Below are 13465 nucleotides of genomic sequence, written 5' to 3'. Positions count from 1 at the left end.
TCATCCTTCAGCGCTGGTCGGCGTCGACTTTTTTCTGGGCCGCCGCGCGCAGTTTGCTGATCGTGGTGCGGGTCGAGATCTGCTCGGGGTCGGTCACCAGTTCGATCAGCGCCGGACGGCCACTCTCGCGGGCGCGGGTGAAGGCGGCGGCGAAATCCTCGGTCTTGGTCACCCGTTCGGCATGGGCGCCCAGTCCTTCGGCCATCTTTACGAAGTCTTGGTTCTGCAAGGTGGTGCCCGAGATCCGTTCGGGGTGGTCGCGTTCCTGATGCATGCGGATGGTGCCGTAGATGCCGTTGTTGAACAGCAGCACGATGGGCCGCCCGCCATATTGCGCGGCGGTGGCGAGTTCATTGCCGCTCATCATAAAGCCACCGTCGCCGACGAAGGAGAGCGTCAGCCGTTCAGGGTCTGCGATCGAGGCTGCGACGGCGGCGGGCACGGAATAGCCCATCGCGCCACAGGTGGAGCCGACGATCCGGCCCGGACGGCCAAAGCGGAGGAACCGCTGCGCCCAGCCAGTGTGGTTGCCCGCGTCGAGCGTGACCACCACATCGTCGGGCAGCTCATCGCGCAGTTGCGCAAGGGCCACCCCCATGTCGAGGTCCCATTCCCCGCCATTGGGCGCTTCGGTATCGGTGAGGTAATCGGCATGCATCTTGTCGCACCAATCGCCCCATGCCTCTGCCCGGCCCAGATCGACGCCGTCCAAGGCAGCGGCCACAGCGACGGGCGCCGCCGCGATGCCTAAATCCGGCGAATAGACGCGGCCAATCTCATCCGCCTCCGGATAGAGATGCACCAGACGGGTCTCGGGGTTGGGCGATTGCATGGTGGTATAGGTCTTGGTCGTCATCTCACCCAAACGCGCACCGATCACGATGAGCAAATCCGCCTCACGTTGATGTGCGTAGAGGCTGGGCGCGGTAGAGGTGCCGAAATCGCCTGCATAGACCGGCGAGAGGTTGTTCACGATGTCCTGCCGCCGGAAAGAGGTGGTGACGGGGATCTTGTTGGCTTCGGCAAAGCGGGTGATGGCCGCCGCACTCTCATCCGACCAGCCGGAGCCGCCGAGCAGCAGCAGGGGCCGTTCGGCCTGCGCGATCTCGGTCTTGAGCATATCGAGGCTATCGGGCGACAGGCCGGCATGGGTGGCCGTATAGGGCCGCGCATCGGCCACGGAAACCACCTCGGTCAGCATGTCTTCGGGCAGGGAGATCACCACCGGGCCGGGGCGGCCCGAGGTCGCCACGCGGAAGGCGCGGGCCATATATTCCGGCACCCGCGCCGGGTCATCGATCTGGGTGGCCCATTTGGCGATGGGGCCGAACATGGCGCGGTAATCGACCTCCTGGAAGGCTTCGCGGTCGGTCGTGTCCCGCGCGATTTGGCCCACGAGCAGGATCATCGGCGTGCTGTCTTGCTGCGCGATATGCACCCCGATGGCCGCGTGGCAGGCGCCGGGGCCGCGGGTGACCATGCAGATGCCGGGCTTGCCGGTGAGCTTGCCATAGGTCTCGGCCATATTCGCGGCCCCGGCTTCGTGCCGCGCGTTGATCAGGTTGAAACGGTCCTGCACGTCATGCAGCGCGTCCAGCACCTCAAGGTAGCTTTCGCCGGGCACGCAATAGGCGGTGTCGGCGCCGTGGATCAAAAGCTGATCCACAAGGACCTGTCCGCCGGTCCGCGCCTTGAGGGATGTTTTTTGCAGCATGGAGAAGGCTCCGTTTCGTTCGTTCTGAGATTTAAGTATGTGTGGCCGCTTGGCTTTTCGGGCTGGGGTTCCTGGCCTTCTGGAAGGCCAGGATAACGCCCGCGATGACCAGCCCCGAGGCGGTGAGCCGCAGATCGGGATAGATCAGCAAGAGCGACGCCGCGAAAAGCACCACCGACAGCACATTCGACAGTTGGCCAAAGTAGTAGCGTTGCAGGGCGGCGGCCAGCAGGATGACGCCAATAGTGGCCTGCAACAGGACCAAGGTGATCTGAGTGGCCGAGCCCTGCATCAGGATCGCCGGTTCATAGACGAACATGAAGGGCACGATAAAGCCGGTGGCCCCGAGTTTCACCGCGGCCCAGCTCGCCTCGACGATCTTGGCGTGGGACAGGGTGTTGGCCGCATAGACAGCCATGGCGACGGGGGGGGTGATGGCCGACAGGATCGCGAAGTAGAACACGAAGAGATGTGCCGCTTCGACCTGCACGCCCAGTTTCACCAGCGCTGGCACCAGCAGGGCGACCTGCACGATATAGGCCGGAGTGGTCGGCATCCCCATGCCAAGGATGATGCCCGCGATCATCGACAGGAAGAGCGCGATGACCAGCGTGTCTTGGGCCGCTTCGATCACGAAGTTCGAGAAGGTCAGGCCAAGGCCGGTGATGTCGATCACGCCGACGACGATGCCCGCACAGGCACAGGCTGCGGCAATCGCCAGCACGTTGCGCGCGCCGCCTTCGAGTGCTTCGAGGATGTTGTCGACGGTGACGTAATGCCGTGTCGTCTTGCGCAGCGCCGCCACGGGCACGACCGAGACGATACCGCAAAGCGCCGCATAGGGGGCCGAATAGCCCAGCATCAGCACGCCCACGATGATCGCCAGCGGCAAGAACAGGTGGCCCCGCTCGACAAGGACGGTTTTCAGCGGCACTTGATCCTCTTTCGGGACCGAACCGATGCCCTTGCGCTTGGCCTCGAAGTGGACCGCAGCGAAGAGGGCCACATAGAACAGGATCGCGGGCGCCAGCGCGTATTTCGCAACCGTGAGGTATCCGACGCCGAGGTATTCCGCCATGACGAAGGCCGCAGCCCCCATGACGGGCGGCATGATCTGCCCCCCGGTCGAGGCCACGGCTTCGACCGCGCCGGAGAAGGCGGGTTTAAACCCCATGCGTTTCATCAGCGGGATAGAGAAGGTGCCGGTCGTCATCACATTGGCCACGGCAGAGCCGGACACCGACCCGAAGAGGCCCGAGGTCACACAGGCCACCTTGGCCGGACCGCCGACTTGCCGCCCGGTAAGCGCCACGGCGAAATCCATGAAGAGTTGGCCCACGCCCATCCGCTCGACCAAGGAACCGAAGAGGATGAAAAGCACCATATAGGTCGCGGAAACCGCGATCGGGATGCCGAAGATGCCTTCGGGCGTCATGAACAACTGCTCAAGGATCACCGACGGCAGGGTTGAGGTGAAGGCGAGGCCGTAGCCGAGGAACAGCAGCGCCGTGATCGGCAGCATCGGCCCCAGCATCCGGCGCGTGGCCTCAAGTAACAGGACGACCAGCGTGATCCCCACCACGATGTCCATCGGCATCAGCGGATCGACGTAGAGAAAGCGCTGCGTGATGTAGTTGAGGTTGAAGGACGGATAGAGCGCCGCGCCCAAGGCGATCAGCCCAAGCACCACGTCATACCAGCGCGGCACATCATTGCGCAGCCCCTTGCGGTTGACGGTCAGGAAGATCAGCAAAAGCGCCAAAGCGACGTGCACGCCGCGCATGATATAGGGGTTGGGCGGGCCGACGAAGGCGACGTAGAGATGCCACACAGCCATACCGACCAGGATCAGCCTTGCTATGCGGGTAATCAGGGGCATCTTATCCAGAAGGATCGACAGTTGCATGGGGGTTCTCGCGTCTAGAGTGGAAGGCAGCCCTCGCGCGGCGGCGCGGGTGATGCGCGGGCGGCGGGGCCTATGGGGATGTGGGCCGGGCGGAGCGCAGGGCTCCGGCCGACCCGTTTCTCGTCAGGGGTGGATTACATCCCCGAGACGCCACGCTCTGCGTAGAACTCTTTCGCGGCGGGGTGGAAGGGCACGCCGATGTCGGTGGCCATTTCCTCTACCGTCAGGTTCGCCATGGACTTGCTGATCGCGGCAAAGCTGTCGTTGTTATCGGCAATCGCGCCGAGCACGGATTTGACGATCTCAGCGTCATAGTCGCAGGGCGCGACCATATGGGTGTCATAGCTGATCGCGTACACGGTCTCATCGAAACCGGGGTAGGCGCCCGCCTTGACTTTGCGGCGCTGGAAGGCGGCGTTTTTTTCTTTGAAGTGGGCAAAGGTCTCTTCATCCACGTCGATCAGGCGGATCTTGCGCGAGGATGCCAGATCCATCACCGAGCCTGTCGGCAGCGACGACCCCAGTGTGAAGAAATCGGCCTGACCGTCTTTCATCTGCGAAGCGGAGTCGGAATAGGACGTATTGGCGACGCTGTCGAGATCATCGAACGTCATGTCGGCAGTCGACAAAAGCTCACGCGTCAGGAACTCGCCGGTGTTGCCAAGCTGCTGTGTGGTCAGGCGTTTGCCCTTCATGTCGGCGATGGTCTTGATGCCGGAATCTTCAAGCGCGACGATCTGGAAATACTGCGGATAAAGGATGCCAAGGTTGCAGACATTGGTCGTGGCCTTGCGGAACGGCTCTTTGCCCGAAAGGCTGTCTACGGTCGAGATCGAGTTGGCGAAGGCGATGCCGAAGCGGCCCGCATCCACGCCGACCACATTCGACACGCCTGCGCCCGGCGTGACAGTGATGTCCATGTCGGGGTTCTCACGCTCCACAATCGCCTTGATCGCGCCGCCCACGGGATACCACGACCCGCCCTGCTGGCCGGTCGCCATGACAAAGCTCTGCGCATGGGCGGCGGCGCCTGCGACGGCGAAAAGGATGGTGGCCGCTGTGGTGCGACGGATCGATTTGAAGATGGGTGACATAGAAACTCCTCCCGAGTTTTGACTGTGTGTCGGCAGCTACTGGATGGGTTCCGGGCTCCCCCTGACATCCTCTTGCCGTGATCCGCAGACTGCGGGGGAATCTTTAGCCTGTCAATTAAAAATACAAATTTACGGGTATTTCATCTTACTTGTAATGTTGTATTCTGCTTGTAACGTTGCGGTAGGGCCTACCTTCTGGTTATTGACAGCTTGTCATACAGGTGGTCCAATCGGCGAAAGGAAGTTGTTATTATGGCTGCAAATCTTCAGGCGACCGCGCCCCTCGTCGATGGTGCCACGCTAAGCGATCAGGTGACCGAGGTACTGCGCCACAACGTGGTGAACGGTGTGTGGAACGTGGGCGATGTGCTGCCCTCCGAAACCACATTGGCCAGCGATTTCGATGTGAGCCGCACGGTGATCCGCGAAGCGGTGTCGCGCCTCAAGGCCGAAGGCATGTTGTCGAGCCGTCAGGGCCGGGGGGCCTTTGTCGCCAGCGACCGGCCCCGCCAGGGCTTTGCTATCCCTGAACGTGACATGGAAAGCCAGCGCAAGCTCGAACAGATCCTAGAGCTGCGCATGGGGCTTGAGATCGAAGCCGCTGCCATCGCCGCCGCCCGCGCCACCCCCGAGGCCCGCGCGGAGATTGAGCGTGCCGCCGCCGCCTATGACCAAAGCAACAAGATCGGCGGCCCGGCAGTGGCGGCAGGGGTCACTGCCGACCTCGATTTTCACCGCGCGGTGTGCGAGGCGACGGGGAACAGCTATTACCTCAGCCTGTTCAACTACCTTGTCGCCAGTCTGCGCGAGACCATGTTGGCCGGGCGGCTGCAAGCGTTGAAACGCGGTGGCGAAAGCCGGGATGCGATACAAGAGCACTACGACATCGCCGCCTCTATCGCCGAGGGTGACGCGGAACGCGCCCGCCAGCGGATGCGCGACCACCTCCAGATGTCGAGCGGGCGGCTTTTGGCACAGCTCAAGACCGAGGACGGGCTGGCAGAGTGACCGTTCCTGCCGCCCTCCATGCCGCCCTTGCGCGGCCCAGCTCCCTGACCATCGCGCTCAGCGGGGGGATCGACAGCCTGACGCTCTCGGCCGCCGCGGCCAAGGTGCGCGGCGCGGCGGGCGTGACGCTCTGCCATGCAGTCTCACCCGCCGTTCCAGCGGCGGCGACCGCGCGGGTGAAGGATTTCGCCGCCGCTTGGGACCTGCCGTTGAGGTTGGTCGACGCGGGTGAGTTCGCCGATCCCGCCTATCGGGCCAACCCGGTCAATCGCTGTTATTTCTGCAAGTCGAACCTCTATGGCACTTTGGCGCGCATGGGGCCGCTGGTGGCGGCGGGCACCAATACCGATGATCTGTCGGACTACCGCCCCGGCCTGCAAGCGGCGGCGGAGCACGGCGTGCTGCACCCTTTCGTTGAGGCGCAGATGTCCAAGTCGGATGTGCGCGCCTTGGCCCGCGCGCTCGGGCTGGGGGATCTGGCGGAACTGCCAGCCGCCCCCTGTTTGGCCAGCCGGATCGAGACCGGTCTGCGTGTGGAACCTGCGGATCTGGTGGTAATTGACCGGGTAGAGACCCTGTTGCGTGAGGTCATGGGCAATATCACCCTGCGCTGCCGACGCCTGCGCGGGGGCTGGGTGGTCGAGCTTGATGCGCTTGTCTATGAAGACCTCTCCGCCCAGAAACGTGCAGCGATATTGACGCAGGTTCGGCGGGCCACGGATGACGGGCGCGCGGTCGATCTGCGGGCCTATTCAAAAGGAAGTGCATTTGTCCATCACTAAGACCGGCCCCGAGGGGCATCCAGACGTGACCTTTGACCGGGGCCGCGGGGGGCGTATCGGCATCGAAGAGGCCGTGCTTTGCGAGCATAAATCTGTGGCGCAGATCGCCGCCATCATCGGCGATGCGGCGGCAGAGGAGCGGCGGCTGTTGCTGACCCGGCTGACGGCAGAGCAGTTCGCCGCGCTGCCCGCCGACGCGGCGCAACGGGTCGATTACTGCACCGCCTCGCGCACCGCCATTTTGGGAGAGATCGGGCCTTTGGCCAGCACCCCGCGCATCGCTCTCGTCAGTGCGGGCACCTCTGATTATGCCTCCATGGCCGAGGCGCGGCGCACGCTGGCCTATGGCGGAATGGCGGCGACCGAGGTTTCGGACGTGGGCGTCGCCGGGCTGTGGCGTCTGCTCGCGCGGGAAGAGTTGCTGCGCGATATGGATGTGGTGATCGTCTTTGCCGGGATGGACGCGGCGCTGCCCTCGGTCGTGGCCGGGCTGGTGCCGGGGGTGGTCATTGGTGTGCCGACCTCGGTGGGCTATGGTGTCGCCCGCGGCGGGAGGGTCGCGCTTGATTCGGTACTCGCCAGCTGCGCGCCGGGGGTGACGGTGGTGAACATCGACAACGGCTATGGGGCTGCAACATCGGCGCTGCGGCTGGCCAATATGATGCGCCGCGCCGCGGCGGGAGGGTAGCCGGTGACAGCACCGAAACTGAAGATCAAGAAACGCCAGACCTTGGCCGACCAGCTCTACGGGCAGGTTCTTGAGCAGATCGTGTCGAACAAGCTGGTGCAGGGGGAAAAGCTGCCTTCGGAAAACCAGATCGCCACCGCCTTTGGCGTGTCGCGCCCCGTGGTGCGTGAGGCGCTGCGCAAGCTGCAAGAGGACGGTCTGGTCGAAGCGCGGCGCGGCGTGGGCACCTTCGTGCGGCGGCGGCCTTCGGAAAAGCTGATCGAATATGCCACGGCGGGTTCCGTCGCCGGGCTGATGCGCGCGATGGAAGCGCGGATCACGATCGAGAAAGCCACCGCCCGCATGGCCGCGCAGCGTGCTAGCCCCAAGGATATCGCCCGGATCGAGGCAGCCCTGCAGACGCTAGAGGCATCGATGCAGGCGCGCGATCCGTCCTTTGACGCCGATTACCAATTCCACCGCGCCATCGCGGCGGCATCGGGCAATGAGGTCTTCGTGCAGATGCTCGATTGCGCCCGCGGTTCGATCGAACAGGGGATCGACGTGGCGCAAAAGCTGACCCGCCAAGGATCTCAGGCGCGGATCGACGTGGTGATCAGCGAACATCGGGAAATTCTCGAAGCGATCCGCGCGGGCGACAGCGAAGTCGCAGGCGTGTCGATGGCCTATCACCTTTTGCAGGCGCGGGCCCGGATCACCGACCACGCCGGTATCGCATGACCCAAGCAAGCAGAAAGACCACCCCATGATCTACGACCACCGGACCTATTGTTGCCGCCCCGGCACGATCAAAAAACACCTCGCGCTCTATGCCGAATTCGGCTTTCCGGCGCAGCGCCGCATCTTGGGCGAGCCGGTGATCTATGCGCAGGTCGAGACGGGGGACGTGAATTCCTTCGTGCATATCTGGGCCTATAAGGACGCTGCCGACCGTGCCGCCCGTCGGGCGCAGATGGCGGCGGATCCTGAGTGGCAGGCCTATCTCAAGAAAAGCGCCGAGGCGGGGTATTTGGTGAGCCAGACCAATAAGATCCTGATGCCCGTGCCGCTCGAAGACTAAGCAGCGCCCCGGCCTGAGTGGTCAGGCCGGGGGCAGCCTTCAGGTCACGAGGCAGGCCTCGTCGATGCCGCGCCCTTCGTGGAAGGCGCGGATGTTGCCCGCCCAATGGCCAACCATCCGTTTGAGGTTGTCCTCACTATGGCCGCCGATATGCGGCAGCGGCAGGACATTATCAAGACGCAGCAGCGGGTTGTCCGGCTCCACCGGTTCTTGGGTAAAGACATCCAATGCCGCCCCGGCGATGCGCTTGTGGGTCAACGTGTCGATCAGGGCCGCCTCGTCGATCAGCCCGCCGCGCCCGGTGTTCACCAAAAGCGCATCCGATTTCATCCGCGCCAGTTCCGCCGCCCCGATGGTGTGGTGTGACGCATCGGTCAGCGGCATGTGCAGGCTGACGATATCGCAGGTCTCAAGGATTTCATCGCGCTCGGCATAGTGCGCGCTGGTGCCTTCGGCTGGCCCCGACCGGCGGTAGTAGAGCACCTCGCAGTCAAAGCCCGTCAGCCGTTTCGCGACAAGCTGCCCAATGGCGCCAAAGCCGATCAGCCCAACCTTCTGACTGCTGAGATCCCGCGCCCCGGGAACGATCTCGGGCACGATCCATTTGCCCGCGCGGGTGTTGTTGTAGTGCAGCGGGATGCGGCGCAGCGCCGCGATCATCATGCCGATGGTCAGATCCGCGATGGTAGGCGCGTTGACCCCGGGGCTGCGGGCGACCGGAACACCCATCTCGCGCGCGACATCCAAGGGAATTTTGTCATACCCCGTGCCCCATTGATGCACGAGGCGCACGCTATCGGCCCCCCGCAAGACCTCGGCCGGAAGCCCCCGCCCGCGTGGGACGATATAGGCTGCCCCCTTTACCGCTTCGGCAAAGGCTTCTTCCGAGAAGGAGGCCGCAAAGCGCAGGTCGAGCCCTTCGGCATAGCCGCGCACCTTGTCTTGCATGTCCTGCGGCATCGCGTCGAGCACGGCGACGGGGCCGATCAACCCGCCGCTCATGCCGAAGCCCCGCGCAGGTCTTCGGGCAATAGCGCCTCGGGCAGGTTTTGGTAGGACACGGGTCGCAGGAAGCGGCGGATCGCCATGGTGCCGACGGAAGTCGCGCCGAAGTTGGTGGAGGCCGGGTAGGGGCCGCCATGCACCATGGCGTCACAAACCTCGACCCCGGTGGGGAAACCGTTCACCAGCACCCGGCCCGCCTTGCGCTCAAGAATGGGCATCAGCGCCTTGGCGGCGTCGGTGTCGCCTTCGTCCATCTGGAGCGTCGTGGTCAATTGCCCCTCGAACCCTTTGGCAAGCTCTTGCATCTCATCGCCCGAGGACACCCGCAGCACCAGACCCAAGGGGCCAAAGACCTCCTCCCCAAGCGCGTGGTCTTGCAGGTAGGTATCGGCGTCGGTTTCAAACAGGTTTGGCTGGGCGGCGCGGCCTTCGCTGTCGTTGCTGACCAGCGCGCGGACGGCGTTGCGCCCAGTGAAACGTTCCTTGCCGTCGCGGTAGGCTTCGGCGATGCCATCGGTCAGCATGACCTGCGGGCCGACCTGCTCCAGCGCCTCTTTCGCGGCGGCGACGAATGCGTCGCCTTCGGCCCCCTTGGCCACGATTGCGATGCCGGGGTTGGTGCAGAACTGCCCCGCGCCCATGGTCAGCGACCCGGCCCAGCCCGCGCCAATCTCAGCGCCGCGGTTGCGGGCGGCCTCGGCCAGAACGAACATCGGGTTCACCGACCCCAACTCGCCAAAGAAGGGGATCGGTTCGGGGCGTCGGGCGCAAAGATCAAAGAGCGCGCGCCCCCCGCCGAGCGATCCGGTGAAGCCTACGGCCTTAATGAGCGGATGCTGCACCAGCGTCTGGCCCACCTCGCGGCTATTGGCGTGGATCAGGGAGAAGACGCTGGGGTGGATGCCGCATTTCTGGATCGCCGCGTGGATCGCTTCGGCCACGATCTCACCGGTGCCGGGGTGGGCGGAGTGGCCCTTGACCACGACCGGACAGCCCGCCGCCAGCGCCGCGGCGGTGTCGCCGCCCGCGGTGGAGAAGGCCAGCGGGAAGTTCGACGCGCCGAAGACTGCAACCGGCCCGATGGGGCGCTGGATCATGCGGATATCCGGGCGCGGCATCGGCTGGCGTTCGGGCAGGGCGCCGTCGACGCGCCGGTCCAGATGCGCGCCTTTGCGGATGTGATCGGCAAAGAGGCGCAGCTGCCCGGTTGTCCGCCCCCGCTCTCCCTGAAGGCGGGCTTCGGGCAGGCCGGATTCGCGGGTGCCGATCTCGGTAATGGTCTCGGCCCGGGCCTCCATCTCATCCGCGATGGTGTCGAGGAAGGCGGCGCGGATCTCGCGGCTGGCATAGGCGTAGGACCAAAAGGCCTCCTCCGCCGCTTGGCAGGCACGGTCCACATGCGCCGGGGTGCCGCTTTGGAATTCGTCGCTTTCGCCGGTGGCGGGGGAATTGGCGAAGGTCTCTCCGCCGCCGACCCATTCGCCGGCGATCAGATGCTTGCCGTGGGGGTGAAATCTCTTGCTGTCTGCGGTCATGATCCATCCTTATGGGTTTGCTGTGTCAAAGTGGGGGAGGGCTGCGCCATGGTCTGCACCAGCGCATCCATCTGCCGCGTGAGCAGCCAGGCGTCGCCCGCGATGGCGACGAATTCGATACCCTCATCAAAGTACCGTTGCGCAAGATCGGCACCATAGCCGAGGATGCCCGCAGGCAGCCCGGCGGCATGGATGGCCTCGACCGTCTCGCGGATTTTCTCTTGGACATCGGGGTGCATCGGGTCGCCAGTATGGCCCATCGCGGAGGAGAGATCCCCCGGCCCGATAAAGATCGCATCGACCCCCGGCACGGCGGCAATGGCGGGGATTTCGGCCACCGCTTCGGGGGTTTCGACCTGCACGATCACGCATTGCGCCTCTGCATAGGTGCTGAGGTAATCGGTTTGCCGCGCGTAATCATTGGCGCGGATCGTGGCCGAGATGCCGCGCAGCCCTTCGGGCGGGTAGCGGGTCCATGATACGGCTTGGCGGGCGGCCTCGGCCGTCTGGATCATCGGAAACATCAGGTTGCGCACGCCGATATCCAGCAGCCGTTTGGTCATCGTCTGATCGGAAGAGGGCATCCGCACGATCATCTGCGCATCGGGATTGGCACTGCCTGCGGCGCGCAGATGGTCGGTGATTTGGCTCAGGTCGTTGGGCGCATGCTCCATATCGAGCAGCAGCCAGTCGATCCCGCTGCCCGCCGCGATCTCGGTCACCGTAGGGGAGCAAAGCGAGAGCCAAAAGCCCGACAGGCGGCTGCCGGGGCGGAGCGTGTGTTTCAGTGGTTTTCCCGACATTTTCGCGGCTCCTCCCTCAAATGGTATCGACAATTGGGGTGATACGGTAATATATCAGTTCGAGCAAGATGTGTTTTCCAACCTTTTTGTGATGATGTTTTAGCTGGCGAGGAATCCATGACCGAGACCAAGAAAACCGCCGATCAGCTGCGCAGCGCGCGCTGGTTCGCCCCCGACGATCTGCGCAGCTTTGGCCATCGGTCGCGCATGATGCAGATGGGTCTGGGCCCCGAGGATTGGGAAGGCCGCCCGGTGATCGGCATCCTGAACACTTGGTCCGAGATGAACCCCTGCCATCTTCATTTCCGCGACCGCGCGGAGGACGTGAAGAAGGGAATCGCGCAGGCCGGGGGGCTGGGGCTTGAGATTCCGACGATCTCGATCGACGAGAGCTTCACCAAGCCGACTTCGATGCTCTACCGCAATATGATCGCGATGGAGACCGAGGAGACGATCCGCTCGCACCCGCTTGACGGTGTGGTGCTCATGGGCGGCTGTGACAAATCCACGCCCGGTCTGACCATGGGGGCGATCAGCGCAGGGGTGCCGTTCATCTTCTTGCCCGCGGGGCCGATGCTGCGGGGCAATTACGCGGGCCGGGCGCTTGGCTCTGGCTCGGACGCCTGGAAGTTCTGGGACGAACGCCGCGCGGGCACGATCTCGGCCGAGGAATGGGTCGGCGTCGAAGGCGGCATTGCGCGGTCCTACGGGCATTGCATGACGATGGGCACCGCCTCCACCATGACGGCGATTGCCGAGGCGATGGGGCTGACCCTGCCGGGGGCGACCTCGATCCCCGCTGCGGATGCGGGGCACAAACGGATGAGCGCCTCTTGCGGGCGGCGCATCGTCGATATGGTTTGGGAGGACCTGACACCGGACAAGATCATCACCCCCGCCGCCGTGCAGAACGCGGCCACGGTGGCGATGGCGACGGGCTGTTCGACCAACGCGGTGGTGCATCTCTTGGCCATGGCGCGCCGCGCCGGTGTGGCGCTGGAGTTGAGCGATCTCGACGCTCTGGGCCGCATCACGCCGCTGATCGCCAATATCCGCCCCTTGGGTAGCAGCGAATATCTGATGGAAGATTTCTACTTCGCGGGCGGGCTGCGGGCGCTGATGGACCAGTTGGGCGACAAGCTTGACCGGTCGGCCATCACCTGCACCGGCAAACCGCTGGAGGAGGGGATCGCGAATGCGCCTGTCTATAATGACGACGTGATCCGGCCCCTGTCGAACCCGGTCTATAAAGAAGGCTCGCTTGCCGTGCTCAAGGGCAACCTTTGCCCCAATGGCGCGGTGATCAAACCGGCGGCCTGCGACCCGAAATTCCACCGCCACGAAGGTCCGGCGCTGGTCTTTGACAGCTACCCCGAGATGAAGGCCGCCATTGACGACGAAAACCTCGATGTGACGCCCGACCATGTGCTGGTGCTGCGCAACGCCGGCCCGCAGGGCGGGCCGGGGATGCCGGAATGGGGGATGCTGCCGATGCCCAAGGCGCTGCTGAAACAGGGGCACCGCGACATGCTGCGGATCTCGGATGCGCGGATGTCGGGCACCTCTTACGGCGCTTGCATCCTGCATGTCGCGCCGGAGTCTTTCGTAGGCGGGCCGCTGGCGCTGCTGAAGACGGGGGACATCGTGCGCATGGATCTTGAGGCCCGCACCCTCGACATGCTGGTGGAGGAGGACGAACTCGCCGCCCGCCGCGCCGCGTGGAAAGCGCCCGAGCCACGGTTCGAGCGGGGGTGGGGCTATATGTTCCAGCGCCATGTGGGGCAGGCCGATCAGGGCTGCGACTTCGACTACCTTACCGCGGGCTTCGGCCAAGCGGCGGGCGAGCCGGATATCTTCTGAGAGGGGCTGG

At 64.5% G+C, this 13465-nt stretch carries 12 protein-coding genes; 6 read left to right on the top strand and 6 right to left on the bottom strand.

Annotated features, from left to right (window positions below; translation table 11 throughout):
• Window positions 1-7: 7 nt before the first annotated feature.
• The 3 genes from HKX24_RS12820 to HKX24_RS12810 all read right to left on the bottom strand — a co-directional run bounded on the left by HKX24_RS12820 (window position 8) and on the right by HKX24_RS12810 (window position 4714).
• Window positions 8-1714, bottom strand: a complete 1707-nt coding sequence (locus tag HKX24_RS12820) for a thiamine pyrophosphate-binding protein (RefSeq protein ID WP_271693984.1) — start codon at window positions 1712-1714, stop codon at window positions 8-10.
• A gap of 31 nt (window positions 1715-1745) precedes the next feature.
• Window positions 1746-3620 (bottom strand): TRAP transporter permease, encoded by a 1875-nt coding sequence (locus tag HKX24_RS12815; protein ID WP_271693985.1) that lies wholly within the window; start codon window positions 3618-3620, stop codon window positions 1746-1748.
• Between the two features lie 134 nt (window positions 3621-3754).
• On the bottom strand, window positions 3755-4714 hold the full coding sequence (locus HKX24_RS12810; protein ID WP_271693986.1) for a TAXI family TRAP transporter solute-binding subunit: 960 nt from the start codon (window positions 4712-4714) through the stop codon (window positions 3755-3757).
• 252 nt (window positions 4715-4966) lie between these two features.
• Between HKX24_RS12810 and HKX24_RS12805 the strand changes: the two genes are divergently transcribed.
• The 5 genes from HKX24_RS12805 to HKX24_RS12785 are packed head-to-tail and all read left to right on the top strand — an operon-like array spanning window position 4967 to window position 8252.
• Window positions 4967-5722, top strand: a complete 756-nt coding sequence (locus HKX24_RS12805) for an FCD domain-containing protein (RefSeq protein WP_073037919.1) — start codon at window positions 4967-4969, stop codon at window positions 5720-5722.
• Complete coding sequence (locus tag HKX24_RS12800) at window positions 5719-6504, top strand: adenine nucleotide alpha hydrolase (protein ID WP_271693987.1); 786 nt, start codon at window positions 5719-5721, stop codon at window positions 6502-6504. The genes HKX24_RS12805 and HKX24_RS12800 overlap by 4 nt, the downstream gene beginning before the upstream one ends.
• Window positions 6491-7192 (top strand): nickel pincer cofactor biosynthesis protein LarB, encoded by a 702-nt coding sequence (gene larB / locus HKX24_RS12795; protein ID WP_276154036.1) that lies wholly within the window; start codon window positions 6491-6493, stop codon window positions 7190-7192. Before HKX24_RS12800 ends, larB begins: the two co-directional genes overlap by 14 nt.
• A gap of 3 nt (window positions 7193-7195) precedes the next feature.
• Window positions 7196-7912, top strand: coding sequence for a FadR/GntR family transcriptional regulator (locus tag HKX24_RS12790; protein ID WP_209219268.1), 717 nt, complete (start codon window positions 7196-7198; stop codon window positions 7910-7912).
• A gap of 25 nt (window positions 7913-7937) precedes the next feature.
• Window positions 7938-8252, top strand: coding sequence for an NIPSNAP family protein (locus tag HKX24_RS12785; RefSeq protein WP_271693988.1), 315 nt, complete (start codon window positions 7938-7940; stop codon window positions 8250-8252).
• Window positions 8253-8291: 39 nt separating this feature from the next.
• Here HKX24_RS12785 and HKX24_RS12780 read toward each other — a convergent pair whose 3' ends face one another.
• The 3 genes from HKX24_RS12780 to HKX24_RS12770 are packed head-to-tail and all read right to left on the bottom strand — an operon-like array spanning window position 8292 to window position 11595.
• The gene (locus tag HKX24_RS12780) at window positions 8292-9254 is read right to left on the bottom strand and encodes a 2-hydroxyacid dehydrogenase (protein WP_271693989.1); all 963 of its coding nucleotides are present in this window, start codon (window positions 9252-9254) and stop codon (window positions 8292-8294) included.
• Entirely contained in the window at window positions 9251-10792 is a 1542-nt protein-coding gene (locus HKX24_RS12775) for an aldehyde dehydrogenase (NADP(+)) (protein WP_276154038.1), read from the bottom strand. Before HKX24_RS12775 ends, HKX24_RS12780 begins: the two co-directional genes overlap by 4 nt.
• Window positions 10789-11595 (bottom strand): aldolase/citrate lyase family protein, encoded by an 807-nt coding sequence (locus HKX24_RS12770; protein ID WP_271693992.1) that lies wholly within the window; start codon window positions 11593-11595, stop codon window positions 10789-10791. The genes HKX24_RS12775 and HKX24_RS12770 overlap by 4 nt, the downstream gene beginning before the upstream one ends.
• Window positions 11596-11712: 117 nt before the next feature.
• Between HKX24_RS12770 and araD the strand changes: the two genes are divergently transcribed.
• Window positions 11713-13455 (top strand): L-arabinonate dehydratase, encoded by a 1743-nt coding sequence (gene araD, locus HKX24_RS12765; RefSeq protein ID WP_271693993.1) that lies wholly within the window; start codon window positions 11713-11715, stop codon window positions 13453-13455.
• Window positions 13456-13465: the final 10 nt, after the last annotated feature.

Source organism: Sulfitobacter sp. M85 (genome assembly GCF_029285915.1).
In the GTDB taxonomy this organism is placed as follows: domain Bacteria; phylum Pseudomonadota; class Alphaproteobacteria; order Rhodobacterales; family Rhodobacteraceae; genus Sulfitobacter; species Sulfitobacter faviae.
The sequence above is the reverse complement of the archived record's forward strand: the minus strand, read 5'-3'. Positions and strand labels throughout refer to the sequence as shown.

Excerpts from the sequence above, each read along its gene's own strand:
- HKX24_RS12820 (WP_271693984.1), bottom strand. The coding sequence starts at position 1,714 with ATGCTGCAAAAAACATCCCTCAAGGCGCGGACCGGCGGACAGGTCCTT.
- HKX24_RS12815 (WP_271693985.1), bottom strand. The coding sequence starts at position 3,620 with ATGCAACTGTCGATCCTTCTGGATAAGATGCCCCTGATTACCCGCATA.
- HKX24_RS12810 (WP_271693986.1), bottom strand. The coding sequence starts at position 4,714 with ATGTCACCCATCTTCAAATCGATCCGTCGCACCACAGCGGCCACCATC.
- HKX24_RS12805 (WP_073037919.1), top strand. The coding sequence starts at position 4,967 with ATGGCTGCAAATCTTCAGGCGACCGCGCCCCTCGTCGATGGTGCCACG.
- HKX24_RS12785 (WP_271693988.1), top strand. The coding sequence starts at position 7,938 with ATGATCTACGACCACCGGACCTATTGTTGCCGCCCCGGCACGATCAAA.
- HKX24_RS12780 (WP_271693989.1), bottom strand. The coding sequence starts at position 9,254 with ATGAGCGGCGGGTTGATCGGCCCCGTCGCCGTGCTCGACGCGATGCCG.
- HKX24_RS12775 (WP_276154038.1), bottom strand. The coding sequence starts at position 10,792 with ATGACCGCAGACAGCAAGAGATTTCACCCCCACGGCAAGCATCTGATC.
- HKX24_RS12770 (WP_271693992.1), bottom strand. The coding sequence starts at position 11,595 with ATGTCGGGAAAACCACTGAAACACACGCTCCGCCCCGGCAGCCGCCTG.
- araD (WP_271693993.1), top strand. The coding sequence starts at position 11,713 with ATGACCGAGACCAAGAAAACCGCCGATCAGCTGCGCAGCGCGCGCTGG.